At 73.2% G+C, this 16,140-nt stretch carries 17 protein-coding genes; 9 read left to right on the top strand and 8 right to left on the bottom strand.

The window, feature by feature from the left end; translation table 11 throughout:
• The coding region (gene groEL / locus BM419_RS02520) for a chaperonin GroEL (protein ID WP_139257043.1) at nt 1-795 on the top strand (795 nt) is incomplete at its 5' end.
• A gap of 100 nt (nt 796-895) precedes the next feature.
• Here groEL and BM419_RS02515 read toward each other — a convergent pair.
• The 8 genes from BM419_RS02515 to BM419_RS02480 form a co-directional block, all read right to left on the bottom strand.
• Nucleotides 896-1,186, bottom strand: a complete 291-nt coding sequence (locus tag BM419_RS02515; RefSeq protein ID WP_081636449.1) for a hypothetical protein — start codon at nt 1,184-1,186, stop codon at nt 896-898.
• Between the two features lie 295 nt (nt 1,187-1,481).
• A complete protein-coding gene (gene fae / locus BM419_RS02510) occupies nt 1,482-1,994 on the bottom strand; it encodes a 5,6,7,8-tetrahydromethanopterin hydro-lyase (protein ID WP_012317540.1) in 513 nt (170 codons plus the stop codon).
• 238 nt (nt 1,995-2,232) lie between these two features.
• On the bottom strand, nt 2,233-3,072 hold the full coding sequence (locus BM419_RS02505) for a triphosphoribosyl-dephospho-CoA synthase (RefSeq protein WP_020091843.1): 840 nt from the start codon (nt 3,070-3,072) through the stop codon (nt 2,233-2,235).
• Complete coding sequence (locus tag BM419_RS02500) at nt 3,069-3,977, bottom strand: ATP-grasp domain-containing protein (RefSeq protein WP_020091842.1); 909 nt, start codon at nt 3,975-3,977, stop codon at nt 3,069-3,071. The genes BM419_RS02505 and BM419_RS02500 overlap by 4 nt, the downstream gene beginning before the upstream one ends.
• A gap of 121 nt (nt 3,978-4,098) precedes the next feature.
• Entirely contained in the window at nt 4,099-5,073 is a 975-nt protein-coding gene (gene mch / locus BM419_RS02495) for a methenyltetrahydromethanopterin cyclohydrolase (RefSeq protein WP_020091841.1), read from the bottom strand.
• Entirely contained in the window at nt 5,070-6,221 is a 1,152-nt protein-coding gene (locus tag BM419_RS02490) for an ATP-grasp domain-containing protein (protein ID WP_020091840.1), read from the bottom strand. The genes mch and BM419_RS02490 overlap by 4 nt, the downstream gene beginning before the upstream one ends.
• 22 nt (nt 6,222-6,243) lie before the next feature.
• Nucleotides 6,244-7,137, bottom strand: a complete 894-nt coding sequence (locus BM419_RS02485) for an NAD(P)-dependent methylenetetrahydromethanopterin dehydrogenase (RefSeq protein ID WP_020091839.1) — start codon at nt 7,135-7,137, stop codon at nt 6,244-6,246.
• An 86-nt stretch (nt 7,138-7,223) separates the two neighbouring features.
• Complete coding sequence (locus BM419_RS02480) at nt 7,224-8,201, bottom strand: beta-ribofuranosylaminobenzene 5'-phosphate synthase family protein (protein WP_020091838.1); 978 nt, start codon at nt 8,199-8,201, stop codon at nt 7,224-7,226.
• A gap of 398 nt (nt 8,202-8,599) precedes the next feature.
• Between BM419_RS02480 and BM419_RS02475 the strand changes: the two genes are divergently transcribed.
• The 8 genes from BM419_RS02475 (at nt 8,600) to pqqA (ending at nt 16,126) form a co-directional block, all read left to right on the top strand.
• Nucleotides 8,600-9,670 (top strand): molybdopterin-binding domain-containing protein, encoded by a 1,071-nt coding sequence (locus BM419_RS02475; protein WP_020091837.1) that lies wholly within the window; start codon nt 8,600-8,602, stop codon nt 9,668-9,670.
• Nucleotides 9,664-11,310, top strand: a complete 1,647-nt coding sequence (locus BM419_RS02470) for a formylmethanofuran dehydrogenase subunit A (RefSeq protein ID WP_020091836.1) — start codon at nt 9,664-9,666, stop codon at nt 11,308-11,310. Before BM419_RS02475 ends, BM419_RS02470 begins: the two co-directional genes overlap by 7 nt.
• Nucleotides 11,311-11,337: 27 nt before the next feature.
• Nucleotides 11,338-12,285 carry a formylmethanofuran--tetrahydromethanopterin N-formyltransferase gene (gene fhcD, locus BM419_RS02465; protein WP_020091835.1) on the top strand — a complete coding sequence of 316 codons (948 nt, stop codon included), beginning with the start codon at nt 11,338-11,340 and terminating at the stop codon, nt 12,283-12,285.
• A gap of 3 nt (nt 12,286-12,288) precedes the next feature.
• Nucleotides 12,289-13,083, top strand: coding sequence for a formylmethanofuran dehydrogenase subunit C (locus tag BM419_RS02460; protein ID WP_020091834.1), 795 nt, complete (start codon nt 12,289-12,291; stop codon nt 13,081-13,083).
• An 84-nt stretch (nt 13,084-13,167) separates the two neighbouring features.
• Nucleotides 13,168-13,374 carry a hypothetical protein gene (locus BM419_RS02455; RefSeq protein ID WP_020091833.1) on the top strand — a complete coding sequence of 69 codons (207 nt, stop codon included), beginning with the start codon at nt 13,168-13,170 and terminating at the stop codon, nt 13,372-13,374.
• 78 nt (nt 13,375-13,452) lie between these two features.
• On the top strand, nt 13,453-15,111 hold the full coding sequence (locus BM419_RS02450; RefSeq protein ID WP_020091832.1) for a sensor histidine kinase: 1,659 nt from the start codon (nt 13,453-13,455) through the stop codon (nt 15,109-15,111).
• A complete protein-coding gene (locus tag BM419_RS02445) occupies nt 15,108-15,812 on the top strand; it encodes a response regulator transcription factor (protein WP_020091831.1) in 705 nt (234 codons plus the stop codon). The genes BM419_RS02450 and BM419_RS02445 overlap by 4 nt, the downstream gene beginning before the upstream one ends.
• 224 nt (nt 15,813-16,036) lie before the next feature.
• The gene (pqqA, locus tag BM419_RS02440; RefSeq protein WP_012317526.1) at nt 16,037-16,126 is read left to right on the top strand and encodes a pyrroloquinoline quinone precursor peptide PqqA; all 90 of its coding nucleotides are present in this window, start codon (nt 16,037-16,039) and stop codon (nt 16,124-16,126) included.
• The last annotated feature ends 14 nt before the right edge of the window (nt 16,127-16,140 follow it).

The raw sequence follows: 16,140 nt of genomic DNA, 5'->3' as shown, positions 1-16,140 counted from the left end.
GACCGCCGGAAGGCGATGCTCGAGGACATCGCGATCCTGACCAAGGGCCAGATGATCGCCGAGGACCTCGGCATCAAGCTCGAGAACGTGACGCTCCCCATGCTCGGCCGCGCCAAGCGCGTGCGCATCGAGAAGGAGAACACCACGATCATCGACGGCGTCGGCGAGAAGTCCGACATCGAGGGCCGCATCTCGCAGATCAAGGCGCAGATCGAGGAGACCACCTCGGACTACGACCGCGAGAAGCTCCAGGAGCGCCTGGCCAAGCTCGCGGGCGGCGTCGCGGTGATCCGCGTCGGCGGCGCGACCGAGGTCGAGGTGAAGGAGAAGAAGGACCGCGTCGACGACGCCCTCAACGCCACCCGCGCGGCGGTCGAGGAAGGCATCGTCCCGGGCGGCGGCACCGCGCTGCTGCGCGCCAAGAAGGCGGTCTCCGAGCTGAAGTCCGAGATCCCGGACGTGCAGGCCGGTATCAAGATCGTCCTGAAGGCGCTCGAGGCCCCGCTCCGCCAGATCGCCCAGAACGCGGGCGTGGAAGGCTCGATCGTGGTCGGCAAGATCACCGACAACACCTCCTCGGAGACCTTCGGCTTCAACGCCCAGACCGAAGAGTACGTCGACATGATCCAGGCCGGCATCGTCGACCCGGCCAAGGTGGTGCGCACCGCCCTGCAGGACGCGGCCTCGGTCGCCGGCCTGCTGGTGACCACCGAGGCGATGGTCGCCGACGCGCCGAAGAAGGACAGCCCTGCTCCGGCCATGCCGGGCGGCGGCATGGGCGGCATGGACTTCTAAGTCCGAGCCATCCGCTGAGACGAAGGAAGGGGGTCGCCGCGAGGCGGCCCCTTTTCTCTTGGCGCCGGCCTGCCGCGGTGGCCCGCGGGGCGCAGGCCGGTCAGAGGCCGCGACGCGACGCTTCGGCCGCGAGACGCGCCCGCACGGTGGCGATCAAGGATTGCCGGACGTGCTCCGTCGCCTGGAACGGGATATCGAAGTTCAGGCTGTGGTAGATCAGGGATCGGATGCTGTCCTGATCGGGATCGTCCGCGCCTGTCTGCATGAAGTCGAGGATCCAGGCATGGATCGCCGCGTGGTCGGACGTGTCGGGATCCGCGGCGAGGACCAAGTGGCCGCCGTGAATCCAGTCATCGCGCAGGGTTGCGGACACTTCGTCCGATGCAGGCATGACCTCACCTCGCGGCTCTGCCCGGTGCGGCCGGGACGATAGAGTTTTCGCGCGCGCCGATCCCGTTCTCCACCAGCGACCGCGGAGCTTCGACGCCGCGTCACCTGTACGTCGGCGCCTCGCCCGGCCGCGATGTGGCGCGGCGGTCCGGGCGGTGGGCGATCAACAAAAAACGGGACGGCTCGCGCCGTCCCGTTCAGGGGCCTAATTATCGGCCAAGGAAGATCGAAGCCAGTCGCTGGAGCAGGCCCCGCGGTGCGGGCGGAGGCTCGCTCTGCCCAGGACCGTCCCCGATCTAAGCGTTGGCGGCGAAGGGGTGCTGCGCCGAGTTGCGCTGCTCGGTGACCGTCGAGGCCTTCGGCTCGCCGTTCACGGCGCGCTGGATCGACAGCTTGGTGGCCTCGTAGTTGTACTTCTGGATCTTGGCGTCGTCGGCCGCCTCCCAGTGGATGAACACGCCGACCAGGATGTACAGGTCGTCGGCCTCGTCCGCCGGGATGATGCCCTCGGCCACCGCGTCCTGCACGGCCTTGGCAACGCCGTGCTGGGCCGGGCCGAACATCTGGACGGCCTGACGGGCGTCGTTGATGGTGACCTTGTTAAACATCAGGGTGTTCGGCTTGCACGGCAGGTTCGGCGCGATGACCGCGAGCAGGCTGGTGAAGCCGTGCTTGTTGTTCACGAGGCCGTTGCAGAAAGCCGTCTCGGCCGGCGAACCGCGCGGTCCGATGATGAGGTCGATGTGGGCGACCTCGTTGCCGTCGCCGACGAGCGCTTCGCCGACCTGAACCTTGGTGATCTTCGCCATTCGGTGTCTCTCCCTGGATTCCGAAATAGAGCCGCGCGCCGGGCGGTGCCGCGGCCGGGAAGCCATCCTTGTTATCGGCGCCCGACCATGCCGGCCGAGCCGGTTGGGCCGAGCCGGTTGGGCCGGACAGCGCGGCGGACCCTACAGCGGGCCCCTGCGGCTCACAACCCGCGCAAGGCCCTGACACGAAGGAATTTCCATCCGCCCGGCGCTATGGACACCGGATCGTGCACGCGGCTCAGGCCAGCCGGGCGCCGGCGCCCGCGAGCGCGTCCCAGAACAGCGTCGCGACGGTGAAATCCGCGCTCGTGCCGGGATTGATCGACCGCGCCTTCAGCGACGCGTCGAGGGCCAGCAGCGCGTCGACCGGCCGCGCGGCGAGATCGATCCCGGCGAGTGCCGCCTCGACTTCCCGGCGGACGCCCTCGGCCGCGGCCGCGCCGTGCTTGCGCGCGACGTGGCTGTCCGGGACGGCGCGCAGGAAGGCGAGGTGGATCGCGGTCGTGCACCAGGTCGGGTCGAGCCCGGCGGCGCGGGCCTCGCGCAGGGCGGCGAGCCCGATCGCCGGCACGTCCGCGAACCCCGTGACGTAGGCGCGGGCGATCCGGTCCCGGTCCGCGGCCTCCGCCATGGCGTCGCGCAGGGCGCCGGGCGCCGCCTCGGCGACGTCGTGCCGGGCGGCCTCGCCGAGGCCGCCCGGATTCGCGCGGCGGATGCCCGCGAAGACGGCCTCCGAATCCGCGCCGTCCAGCGTGTCGAGCACCGCAGCGACGGTCCGATCCCCCTCGGCCGCGACCGCGAGCGGCGCGCAGAGCAGCAGGATGCCGAGATTGGTGTTCTGGCCCACCGCCGCCACCGTGGCGGCGACGCCGTCGCGGACCCGCGCTCCGACGCCCGCGCCCGGGCGGGCCAGGGGCGGGGCCGAGACGTCGGCGCTCGTGACGAAATCCGCCAGCACCATGCGGTGGCCGGGCGCGTAGGCGTGGACGTTGCCGGGCTTGAGGGCGTCGAGCTCCGCGAGGCAGGCCGCCCGGTAGAGCGTGCCGATCAGCGTCGCGTCGAGGCCGGTCCCGCTCATGCCACCACGAGCCGGGGGCGGCTGGCGCCGCGGGCCGCGGCGAGGAAGCCCCGCACCACCGCGGCCGCGATGTCGGCCTCGCAGACGGTCTGGAGCCCCGACCAGGCCGGCATGGAATTGACCTCGAGGACCGAGAACCCGCCCTCCCCGTCCTCGACGAGGTCGACGCCGGAATAGTCGACGCCGACCGCGGCGGCCGCCGCCTCGGCCAGCTCGGCGGCGGCGCGCGGCATCGCCCAGGGCAGCGGCCGGCCGCCCCTGTGGACGTTGGTGATCCAGCCGTCGCCCTCGCGGATCATGCCGGCGATCGCCCGTCCGTCGCAGACGAACACCCGGTAATCGCGCCACAGGCCGTCCCGGCGCGGCACGTAGCGCTGGAGGTAGTAGACCCGGGCCACCGCCTCCTCGTCGGGCAGGTCCTCCGGGCGCTCGATCAGGGCGAGCCCCTCCCCCTGCGAGCCGAACAGCGGCTTCAGGACCAGCGGCGCGCCCGGCCGCGCCTCGGCGGCGACCAGGGCCGCGGCCGCCTCGCGCTTCGAGAACACCCAGGTCGCCGGGGTCGGCAGGCCGGCCCGGTCGATCAGCAGCGAGGTCGCCGCCTTGTCGACCGAGCGCTCGATCGCGGTCGGCGCGTTCCAGACGGTGACCCCCGCGGCGACCAGGGCGTGCAGAACGCCGAGCCGCATCGTCGTCGCCTCGAAGGTGCCGCCCGCGATGGTCCGCATCAGCACGCCGTCCGGCAGGGCGTCGGCGAAGCCCGGCACGCGCAGCGGCTCGCCGCCGCCCGTGACCACAGCCACGTCGGCGAGGGAGAACAGCACCGGCTCGACGCCGCTCGCGCGCAGGGCCGCGAGCAGGCGGTTCTTGTGCCAGGTGCCGTTATCGGCCGCGAGCCCGATGCGCATGGTGGTCCTGATGGGGTCCTGATCGTCACGGGGCCGCCCGCCTCCGGGGCGGCCCGAGGTTCTGTCGCTCGGTGGATCGGACTGGGGGCCCCGCCGCGCGGGAGGGGCGCCCCGCGTGCCCTCAGGCGAAGGACGCGTCGACCAGCGTCGGCTCCAGGCGGCCGCCGCGGTAGGTCGCGCCGGAGCGCACCGACGTGACGATCGCCTCGGCCGGCGAGAACAGGGCGCCGTCGATCTTGTAGAAGTCGCCGTTCACCCGCGCGAAGATGTCGGCGAAGGGCGCGCCGTGGTCGCTCGAGGTCGTGGAGGGCAATTGCTCGGCGAGCTGCTTCGCGTCGGCATCGTCGGCGTCCACGAAGAGCTGGACCCGGCCGCCGTAGATGATCGCGTCGTTGGTCCGGCCCATGGCCTTGATGAAGTCCGGGTGCGGCGGCGACAGCGGCGCCGAGCCGATCCCGTCCACGATGGCGTGCAGGTCGAAGCCGACCGTGTGGGCCTTGTGGAGGGCGACCTCCAGGACGCGGGCCACGACCTGCGTGGAGCCGGCGAGGCTCTGGGTCGGCGCGAAGATGAAGGTCAGGTCCTCGGGCTTGAGGCCGGAGGCCTCCGCGACCTTGGCGACGACGCTCTCGGGCGGGCCGCCGGCCGCCTCCAGTACGAGGGCGGTCTTGGTGGCGGAATCGCGGAAGCCGAGTTCCTGGTACAGCTCCTCGACGGCCGCCACCGCGCGGCCCGGGCCCGAGCCGAGGGCGAAGAAGCCCGAATCCCCGGTCTCGTCGGCGAGGCTCCAGCCCGCGTACTGGCTGCCGAGGCAGGCGAGCACCGGGTCGGCGGAATGGACCGTCACCGAGTACGGCCAGGACGCGATCGGCCCGCTCGGCGCGATCGTGACGGTGCCGAGGCCGCCGAGGCAGATCTCGGCGATGCGCCGCCCGGCCTCGATCGAGCCCCGCGCCTGCGCGCCGGCATCGACCATGCGGGCGCCGCCGGCGGCCTGCGACACGGAGAGCCGCAGCGTCGCGGCGTCGGCCACGAGCCGCTCGACCAGGGGGCCTGAGAGCGCGTTGATGCTGGGATAGGACGGGCTGGCACTCATGACGGGGCTTCCTCGGGGTGTGTTTTCTTCGCCGCGCAGACGGCCCGCAGATGTGCCGTCCGCGTTTCCAACAGGGCGAGCACCTCCGCCCGGTCCGCGCCTTCGGCCAGCACCGTGCAGAGCGGCGCGTCGCGGCGGACCGCCGAGCCGGGGCACGGGCGGTCGCGCACGCAGTCCGGCCAATCGAGGTCCGGCACAGGCGCAAGCTCACGGTCCGCGTAACAGATCTGCGCGGCCGCCGCACCCGCCGGATGCGGGCCGGGCTCCGGCATCGTGCCGAGGCAGGCGGCGATGTGGGCCGCGAGCAGCGGCGTCCCGCGCCTGTCGAGGACGTCGAGGGTCGCGCCGGGCCTCGGGTTGATCTCCGTGAGCCACCACTCGGTCCCGTCGACCAGCAGGTCGGCGCTGGCGAGGCCGCGCAGGCCCGTCGCGGCGACGATCCGCTCGGTCCCGGCGGCGACGGCCTGCACGACGTGGGCGGGGAGCGCCGGGGATTCACCGGCGCCGCGGGCAAGCGCCCCGGCGTAACGGAACGGCCGGATCGGCGACGGCGCGCACCATTGCTCGGTGACCGCGAGGACGCGGATCGTTCGGCCGTCGGCGAGAAAGTTCAGGGCGTGCGGCCGCCCCGGAACGCGCGCCTGGAGATAGTGGTCCACCGGCGCGGGCGACCGGCCGGCCGGTCGGATGTGGCTGCCTCCGGAGCCCCCCGCCCGCTTGACCAGCCAGCCCGCGGGGTCCGCCGGCGGCGCGGCCGTCACGGCCGGATGCGGCACGCCGAGGCGCGCGCACAGGGCCGCGAAGGCCTCGGGATCCTTCAGGGCGGCGACGGTCCCGGCCGAGGCGCCGATGAGCCGGTGCCGCGCGGAGAGGCGCGCGATCAGGTCGGGGGCGTCCTCGAAGCCGCTGCCCAGGATCAGGCCGACCGGGTTCCCGGCCAGCGCCGCGAGGTCGTCGAGCGCCGCCAGGGTGGCGTCGGCGGCGGGGCCGGTGCCGAAGCGGCCCGGAAGTTGCCGGAAGGCCTCGGCCAGCGCACGGGTATCGGAATCGCCGAACAGGTCGGCGACGTAGGGCCGAAGCCCCGCGCGCCGCGCCGCCTCGGCCAGGGCGCGCCCGGCCTGCGCGGCGATCAGGACCGCGTCCGCCATCGGCATCCGGTCCGGGAGCGGCCTAGCCGGCGATCTCCACGGCGAGCTCGTAGGCGTCGCGGAAGTCGAGGCACAGCGGCGTGTCGGAGGCGAGCATCCGGTCGAACAGGCGCCGCTGCGTCTTGTACTTCACGTCGCCGACGGCCAGCGCGCCGATACCGACCCCCTTGCCCGTGGGCAGCGCGACGTCCACCGCGTTGACGTCGATCCCCGCGATGCCGGCGGGCGGCACGGCGTTGACGTCGGACGCCACGAGCAGCTTCGTCGCGGATTTCAGATCCTCCGCGGTGAGGATCGGGATGCCCGCCGGGCCGGCCGAGAGGATGACGTCGGCGTCGCGGATGGCCGCGCGGCGGTCGTCGGGCGTCGTGCCGTCGACGGCGCCGACCTCGATGCCGAAGCGCCACTTCATCGTGAAGGCGATCTTCGAGACGCGCTCCTCGCCGTCGTGGCCGACCAGGACGGTGGTCGCGCCCTGCAGGGCGCCGATCACCGCGGCCACGTAGGCGACGACGCCCGCGCCGCCGAAGATCACGATGCGCTTGCCCTTGAGGTCGGTGTTGAACTTCTGCCGCAGGGCGCGGGAGACCTGCGCCACCATGGCGGCGCCGGTGGTGAACGAGCCCGCCGGGTCGGCGAACACGTGGTTCACGAAGGGCGGCACGAAGGCCTTCTTGGCGCGGTCGACCATGTCGAGGGCGTCCTCGGCGTTCTTGCCGCCGATGAAGATGCCCGTCCGCGTCCCGTCGGCCGGCGACCGCGAGAAGATCGAATCCTGCGTCAGGGTGACGACGTCGGCGAGGCTGACCTCCGCGTAGGTCACCACCGTCTCGAAGCCGGCATCCACGGCCATGTTCACGTCGAACGGGCTCATGTGCCGGAGCGGCGTCAGCATGTGGAGGATCGAGCGGGCCATGGAATCCTCGTGCGGCGCGCGAGAGAGGCGCCTTCCCTCCGTCCAAACCCGGAGCGGCGCCCCGGGTCAAGCCCGGGGCGGCCAGCTCACGCCGGACCGGTTACCGAAGCGCCACCGTTGCGGCCCCGGGCGATGACGAACCGAAGGGGGCCGCCGCGATCGAGGCCGGCCACCAGGGCGCGGGCCTCCGCCTCGGACGGGACCAGCGCGAAGCCGGTCGGCCCCCAGGAGGACTGGCCGTAGCCCGCGACGCCCCGCGCGGCGACGCTGGCGAGCGCCTCCGCCACCGCGGCGCTGGCGTAGCGGCCGCCCTGATGGGGCGCGAAATGGTCGCCGATCAGCGTCTGGATCCGGGTGATGCCGGCGCCGAAGCCCTGCGGCTCCGCCAGGGCGACGGCGGGCAGCACCTGCATCAGCGCGATCCGGCAGATCTCGGCAGCCTGGGCCTCGGGGAAGCGCGGCAGGTCGCGGAAGGCCTCGACCTCGCGCGTCCCGTGCACGCCGGCCATGCTCGGATCGAGGATCAGGACGATCCGCCAGGCCTCGGGATAGGGCAGGCGCGCGATCACCGGCGGCGGCCCGCCATCCGCGCCGCGGCCGCCGTCGACGATCAGGCCGCCCTCGGTGAAGGCGCACAGGCCGACGCCGGACCGGTTGCCCCGGTCCAGGGTCGCCGCGAAGGCCTCCGCCGCGAAAGGCTCGCCGTTGAGGCGCGCCATCGCGGCCGCCACCGCGAGGGCGAGCTGCGTGCCGGAGCCGAACCCGGCATGGGCCGGGATCACCCGCTCGACCGCGACGGCGACGTCCCCGCTGCGCCCGAGATGGGCGGCGGCGGCCTCGACGTAGCCGCGCACCCGGTCCGCCTCGGGTCCCGTGACGTCGGGACGGACCGCCCGGCGGGCGGTCAGGACGAGGGACGGCGCGTCGATGGCCAGCCCGATGCTGCCGAAGCGGCGGCCGAGCCCGCCGTGCAGGTCCAGGAAGCCGAAATGCAGCCGCGCCGGCGCCTCGACCCGCACGGTACCGTCCGCCGTCGCCTCGTTCCGTTCGGGGACCTCGCCCAACGCTCTTCCCTCGAATCCCGTCTCGAATCCCGCAGGTCCCGCCCCTGCGCGGCGCGCTTGTCACACGCGGCCCGGAACCGGGCAACGTGGACGCGCGCGGATCGTGCCCGCCGACGGCGCAGGACTGATCGATCGCGGAGAGCGCGCGCGGCGGAGAACCGATACCCGCGATTCACTTCCCGACGCGCATCGCCGCCGGACCCCCTTGCCGCGGTGCGCGGATGAAGGCAAACCTAGGCCCGCGACGGCGCGCCGAGTTTGCCGCCTGCCCGGACATGCCGGGCGGATGAGCCATTCCGATTCGGTGGGGAACCCTCGGGCTCGAGGGGCACCCGCTTCGTCCGGTCTTACGGCCGTCGCCCGCTCCGAAACCAAGCAAGAACGTTGCGAGAGGGAGCATGGCAGCCTGGGTGAAGGGTGGCGCGACGGACGCGGGCACCGCCATCGAGGCGGCCGCATCCCTCCTCGCCAAAGCGCGCGCGCCGGTGATCGCCGGCCTCAGCGCCGACGTGGCCGCGATCCGCGCGGCCTACGATCTCGCGGGGCGCATCGGCGCCTCCGTCGACACCGCCGGCGCGGCCGGCACCTACGCGGACCTCGGGGCGCTGAGCCGGGTCGGGGCGCTGACCTCGACACCCGCCGAGGCCGTCGGGCGCGCCGACGTGGTGCTGGTGGTCGGCGCCGCCCCCTGGCAGGCGCCGCTCCTGAAGCGCCTCGTCGACGGCAAGCCCGGCCGCGGTCGCGCCGCCGGGTCGGACCGCACCCTGCTGGCCGTCGGTGCCAACGCCACCGCGTCCCTGTCCTGGCCGGCCGAGGGCGGGCTGACCGAGGCGGTCGGCGTGCTGCGCGCCCACGCCCGCGGCCACCTCGCCGGCGATGATCTCCCCGGCCAGATCGCCGCGCAGCTCGCCGCCGCGCAGTACGGAATCCTCCTCTACGACGCCGCCGAACTCGGCGAGGTCGGCATCGAGATGCTCCAGGGCCTCGCCATGGAGCTCAGCGAGACGACGCGCTGCTTCACCCTCGCGGTCGGCGGCACCGGCCAGGACCGGGCGGTGGTGCCGGTCTCGGCCTGGCTCACCGGGCAGGCGCCGCGCAGCGGCTTCGGGCGCCGCGTGCCCGAGCACGATCCCTGGCGCTTCGACGCCACCCGGCAGGTCGCCGCCGGCGAGGTCGACGCCGTTCTCTGGCTCGGCGCCGTCCCGGTGTCGCGCCCGGACTGGCTGTCGAACGTCCCCTCCGTCGCGCTGGTCGCGGACGGTGAGGCCGGGGCCGCCGAGGTGGTGATCGCGGTCGGCCAGCCCGGCCGCGACCACGGCGGCGTGTTGTGGAACGAGCAGCGCGCCGCGCTGACCTTCTGGCCGGCCTCGGCGCCGTCGGATCTGCCGTCGGCCGCGTCGGTGCTGGGCGCCCTGAAGGAGCGCCTGGTCACGGGCCCGGCCGCGTCGAGGAGTGAACCCGCATGCTGAGCGTGATCCGGGGCGGGCGCGTCGTCGATCCGACCGCGTCCCGCGATTCCGTGGGCGACGTCTGGATCGAGGACGGCCGCGTGATCGATCCGCCGGGCCGCGAGCCCGACGCCGTGATCGACGCCGCGGGCTGCGTGGTGATGGCGGGCGGCGTCGAGGTGCACTCGCACATCGCCGGCGGCAACGTGATCACCTCGCGGCTGCTCCTGCCCGACCTCTACGTCAGCGAGGCGGCGCCTGACGGCCATCCCTTCGCCCACGCGGGCGGGGCGGCGGCCTGGATCGGCTCGACCTACGCGCGGATGGGCTACACCACGGCCGTCGAGCCGGCGATGCCGCCGACCCACGCGCTGGGCACGCAGCTCGAACTCGCCGACATCCCGCTGCTCGACCGCGGCGCCCTGACCGTGATGGGCAACGACGACCAGCTCCTGCAGCTCCTGCGCGAGGGCCAGGGCGGCAACGCCGTGCGCGACCTCGTCGCCCTGTCGGTCGCCCAGTCGCGCGGCCTCGGGGTCAAGTGCATCAACGCCGGCGGCGCCTCCGCCTTCAAGGACGGGGCCCTGCGCCTCTCCCTCGACGACGAGATCCCCTGCTACGGGCTCTCGACCCGGCAGATCATGGGCTCGCTCCTCGACGCGGTCGAGGAGATCGGCGTGCCGCACCCGCTGCACGTCCACTGCAACAACCTCGGCCTGCCCGGGGCCGACGACAGCTTCATGGCGACGCTGGACGCGGCGGAGGGACGGCGCATCCACTTCGCCCACGCGCAGTTCTACGCCTACGGCGCGGTCGACCCGGCCAATCCCGGAACCGGCGGCTTCCGCTCGGCCGCCGAGCGGATCGCGCAGGCGATCACCGACAACCCGAACGCCACTCTCGATATCGGGCAGGTCGTGTTCGGCCAGACCGTGACGGTGTCCCTCGACATCCTCCGCCAGTTCGCCGGCCGGAAGGGCGCCAAGCCGAAGAAGTGGGTCCTCAACGCGGGCGACGCCGAGGGCGGCGGGGTGGTGCCGTTCCTGTACCGGCCCCGGGGCCCGACCAGCTCGCTGCAATGGGCGATCGGCCTGGAGATCATGCTGCTCTCCACCGACCCGGAGCGGACGATCCTGACCACCGACCACCCGAACGGCGGCCCGTTCACCCAGTATCCCCGCATCATCCACCTGCTGATGGACAAGTCGGAGCGCGACCGCGAGATCGCGACGCTGCCGAGCGTGGTCGGCGAGCGGTCGAGCCTCCCCGGGCTGGAGCGCGAGTACACGCTCTCGGAGATCGCGCAGCTGACCCGGTCCGGACCGGCGAAGCTCCTCGGCCTCGCCGACCGGGGCCACCTGCGGGCCGGCGCCCGGGCCGACATCGCGGTCTACCGCGACGACGCGAACCGCACCGCGATGTTCACCGCCGCCAAGCTCGTCCTCAAGGACGGCGTGCCGATCGTCGAGGACGGCGAGGTCGTGGAGTGGCGCGCCGGCCGCACGCTGTCGCTGACCGTCGAGTCCGACAAGGCCATGGCGAAGCGCGCCGACACCTACCTCACGGAGCGGTTCGGCGAGGGCCTCGACAGCTTCGCCGTGCCCGACGCGGCCTTCGGCGAGGGCCGGGAGAACTTCGAGGCGGTGCCATGCCGGGCGTGATCAGCGGGGCGAGCCGCGGGAAGTACGATGTCTGACCTCACCCTCAACGGCATCCCGGTCGTCGACACCTTCGCGGAGGCGTTCGACGTGGCCGGCACGGCCATCATCGTCACGAACGACACCGCCAAGTGGGCGATGATCGCCGCGACCACGATGACCGGCTTCGCCACCTCGGTGATCGGCTGCGGCGCCGAGGCCGGCATCGACGCCGAGCTGTCGCCCGAGGAGACCCCGGACGGTCGGCCGGGCGTGCGCATCCTGCTGTTCGGCTTCGAGCCGAACGGCCTCAAGGACCAGCTGATCAAGCGCGTCGGGCAGTGCATCCTCACCTGCCCGGGCACCGCCTGCTACGCGGGTGTCGACGGGCCGACCAAGATCAAGCTCGGCGGCGCGATCCGCTATTTCGGCGACGGGTTCGCGGTGGCCAAGCGCCTGCCCGACGCCACCGGCAAGGCCCGGCGCTACTGGCGCATCCCGGTGATGGACGGCGAGTTCCTCTGCGAGGATTCGGTCCGGGCCGTCGACGGCGCGGTCGGCGGCGGCAACCTGCTGTTCCTCGGGCGGAACCACGCCGAGACGCTCAAGGTCGCCGAGATCGCCGTCGAGGCCGCCAAGGCGGTCCCGGGCGCGATCCTGCCGTTCCCGGGCGGCATCGTCCGCTCCGGCTCCAAGGTCGGCGGCCGGACCAAGGGCATGATGGCCTCGACGAACGATGCCTACTGCCCGACCCTGAAGGGCCGCGCCGGCTCGGCGCTCCCGGCCGAGTGCGGCGTGGTGCTGGAGATCGTGATCGACGCCCTCACCTCGCAGGGCGTGTCCGACTCGATGCGCGCCGGCCTGCACGCCGCCACCGAGATCGGCGGCAAGCACGGCCTGATCGCCGTCACGGCCGGCAATTACGGCGGCAATCTCGGCCGCCACCACTACCACCTGCGCGACCTGATCGCGCGCGACAGCGCCAAGCCGGAGGGCTGAGCCGTGAGCACCCTCACCCTGCGCGCGGCCCCGCCCGAGCGCCTGGACCTCCTGAACGTCAACCCGCGGGCGCTCAGTCGCCTGTCCCAGGGCGAGGCCGAGCGCCTCGAGATCGGGACGACCCGGACCGGCGTGCGCCTCGGCGACTGCTTCGCGGTGGCGCTGGACGGCTCCGACACCCTGACCATCGAGGGCGGCCACGAGCGCCTCGACCGGGTCGGAGCGTCGCTGTCCGAAGGTACGATCCGGGTGACCGGCGATGTCGGCCAGCGCCTCGGCGCCGGCATGGCGGGCGGCAGCCTCACCGTCACCGGCCATGCCGGACCCTACGCGGCCTCCGGTGCCACCGGTGGCACGATCACCGTCGAGGGCGATGCCGGGGACTATGCCGGTGGCGCGGTCTACGCCGCGAAGGCCGGCCTCGACGGCGCGACGCTGATCATCCGCGGCAGCGCCGGCGCCCATCTCGGCGACCGGATGCGGCGCGGGACGATCGTGGCCGGGCGCGCGGGCGCCTTCGCGGGCTCGCGCATGATCGCCGGCACCCTGGCGGCGCTCGCGGTGGGCGATCATCCCGGCTTCGGCATGCGCCGCGGGACGCTCCTCGTCGGCAGCCACGGCCGGATGTCGCCGACCTTCGTGGAGACCGGGACGCACGACCTCGTGTTCCTGCGGCTGCTGGCCAAGGCCCTGCGCGGCCTGAGCGCCGAGCACGCCGACCTCCTCGGCAACCCGCTGCGCCGCTACTCCGGCGACCTCGCGACGATCGCCAAGGGCGAGATCTGGGTCGCGGCCTGACGCCGCCTGGGCAAGGGGCGTGGACGCGTCCTATGCTCCCCGCCAAGCCGGCCCGCACGAGGCCGGCAGCCCGGGGAGGCGCCCATGCTGCTGCTGCTGTCGATCTGTCTCGTCGCCCAGCCCTCGACCTGCCGCGAGGACCGGATCGAGATGTCCTTCGAGAGATCGAGCCCCTTCGTGTGCCTGCGCAACTCGCAGAGCGCGCTCGCGACGTGGCAGGCGGCGCATCCGGAATGGCACGTGGAGCGGTGGCGCTGCGCCGCGAAGGGCAGCCTGCCGAAGGACCTGTGACGGGACCTTGGTTCGGCGCTCCGGCGGTGCCATGCTCGGGCCCGCCTGCACGGCGGGATTGAGGTCGGGACGGGGACGATGCGCTCGCTGAAGGTCCGCTTCGCGCTGCTGCTCGGCGGCACCGCCATCGTGGTGATGCTGGCCGCCGCGGCCGCCTTGGCGGCCATCGGGGCGGCGGAGCGCACCGTCGACCGGACCCTCGAGGCCCAGCGGCGCCTGGAGCTGCTGGCCGAGCTGTCCGGCCGCCTCACGCAGTTCGGTCTCGCGGCGGTGGAGACCGTCGGCAATCCCGACGGCCAGCCCGAGGCGATGGCGATCGCCCGCGACAACGCCGACCGCGCCCTGGCCACCGTGGACGAGGCGCTCGCCAAGAGCTTCCCGCCGAGCGACGACCCGGCCGACCGGATGCAGTACGCCGCCCGCACCCGCCCCATGGCGCAGCTGCGCGCGGCGCGCGCCGTGTTGGACCGGCAGGTGTCGCTGATCAGCCGCCAGACCGAGCCGGAGCGGCGTCAGGACGCGATCAAGGGCGCGCTCAACGGTTTCGGTGCCATGACCGGCCAGCCGCTCTCCTTCCTGATCGAGGCCGAGCGGCGCAGCATGGCGCTCGGCTCCGAGGAGGCCCGGGCGCTCTCGGAGCGCCTGCGGGTGGCGGCCGCCGCCGCTGTGGCCGCGGCCCTCGTGCTGCTGGCGATCCTCTACCGCGGCGTCACCCGGCCGACCCTGGCCCGCATCGAGGAGGTCCGCCGCGCCGCGAGCGCCATCGGCCACGGCGCCCTGGATACGCGCCTCTCCGTCGCCACGCGGGACGAGCTCGGCCTGCTCATGACCAACGTCAACCGCATGGCCGCCCGCCTCGCTCGCCGGGAATCGCGGGTCGCGGCCGACCGGGCGGCGCTGGAGGACACCGTGGCGGCCCGCACCGCCGATCTGCGCGCCGCCAACGCCCGGCTCGAGGCCGTCGATCAGTCCCGCCGCCGCTTCTTCGCCGATGTCAGCCACGAACTGCGCACGCCCCTGACGGTGATCCTGGGCGAGTGCGACCTCGCCCTGCGCGGCGCGTCCCGGGGCACCGATCCGGGACCGGTCTTCGCGACGATCAAGAAGCGGGCGCAGCGCCTCAAGCTGCGCGTCGAGGACCTGCTGCGCGTCGCGCGCTCGGAATCCGGCGAGATCGCGTTCGACAAGCGCCGCCTGGGGCTCGCCCAGGTCCTGGCGGAGGCCGTGGACAACATGAGCTCCGAGGCGGCGCGGCGCCGGGTGGGCCTCACCCTCGATCCCGGCACCCGCGACGTCGAGAGCCTCGCCGACCGCGAGTGGATGCGCCAGACCGTCGAGAGCCTCGTCGACAACGCGCTCCGCCACGCCGCCGGCCTCACCCGGGTCGAGGTCGCCCTGGCGGCAGGGCCCGGACCGGTCGGACGGATCACCATCACGGATGACGGACCGGGCTTCGGCGCGCCGGAGGACGCGCTGTTCGAGCGCTTCAAGCGCGGCTCGGGCGCCGGACCGGACGAGACCGGGTTCGGCATCGGGCTCGCGCTGGCGCGGTGGATCGTGGAGCAGCACGGCGGCACGATCCGGCTCGGCCCCGGGCCGGACGGGCGCGGGGCCCGGGTCACCCTGGACATCCCGGCCTGCGATCCGGCATGGGAGACGGGCCCGGTCGACGGCGCTGCCGTTGGCGCCCAAGTGGGCGCCCAACTGGGCGCGCAGGTGAAGGAGTCGGCCGCATGACGCGGATCCTGATCGTCGAGGACGATATCGACATCCGCGGCCTCCTCGCCCGAGGGCTCGAGGCCGAGGGATTCGAGGTCGGGACGGCGGCCTGCGTCGACGAGGCCCTGAAGGCGGCCCACGACCCGGCCCCCGGCGCGGTGCTGCTCGACATCAACCTCCCGGACGGTTCGGGCCACGACGTCTGCCGGTCCCTGCGCGAGGGCGGCTTCCCGGGCGCGATCCTGTTCCTCTCGGCCCGCGACGAGATCCGCGACCGGGCCGAGGGCCTGGCGCTCGGCGCCGACGACTACATCATCAAGCCCTTCGAGTTCGACGAGCTGGTCGCGCGCCTGCGGACCCACCTGATGCGCCGCGAGCAGGCGGAGGCGCCGCGCTCGCGCATCACCGCCGGCAAGCTGATGCTCGACCTCGAGACCCGGCAGGCGAGCTGCGGCGAGGCGAGCGCCCGCCTCACGCCCCGCGAGGCCGACCTGCTGGCCATGCTGATGGAGAATATCGGCAAGCCGGTCTCGCGCGCCGACATCTTCGACCGGCTGTGGGCGAGCCAGGGCGGGCTCTCCCTCAACGTGGTCGACGTATATATCGGCTACCTGCGCTCCAAGATGGCCGATTTCGTGCGCTACGGCGGGCCCGGCCTCGTCACCGTGCGGGGTAAAGGATTCATGCTGGAACTGCGCGGTCCCGACTTCCGCCAGTAGGCCCCTGTACTTTAGTCGCAGGCCCGCCCATTTCGCGATGGTTTCCGGACGCTTAGGAAGTCTCTCACGAAAAATTTGGGAGGATCCGGCAACTTAGTGCTTGAAGCCCGCGCGTGAATCGTCGATACCTCTCCGGCGCCGGAAATGAGAGCGCCATCAGTGTCTTAGGGTCCTCTTAGGAACCGCGTGACACTCGGTGTAGATGTTGCCTGAGGAGAAACACCATGAAGTGGGCTGCCCCGATCGTGTCCGAGATCTGCGTCGGCATGGAAGTGACGAGCTACGAGTCGGCCGAGATCGACACCTTCAACTGAGTTTCACGGGCCGG

This window comes from Methylobacterium sp. yr668 (genome assembly GCF_900116245.1).
Taxonomy (GTDB): Bacteria; Pseudomonadota; Alphaproteobacteria; order Rhizobiales; family Beijerinckiaceae; genus Methylobacterium.
This window is presented reverse-complemented; position numbering and strand designations above follow the sequence as displayed.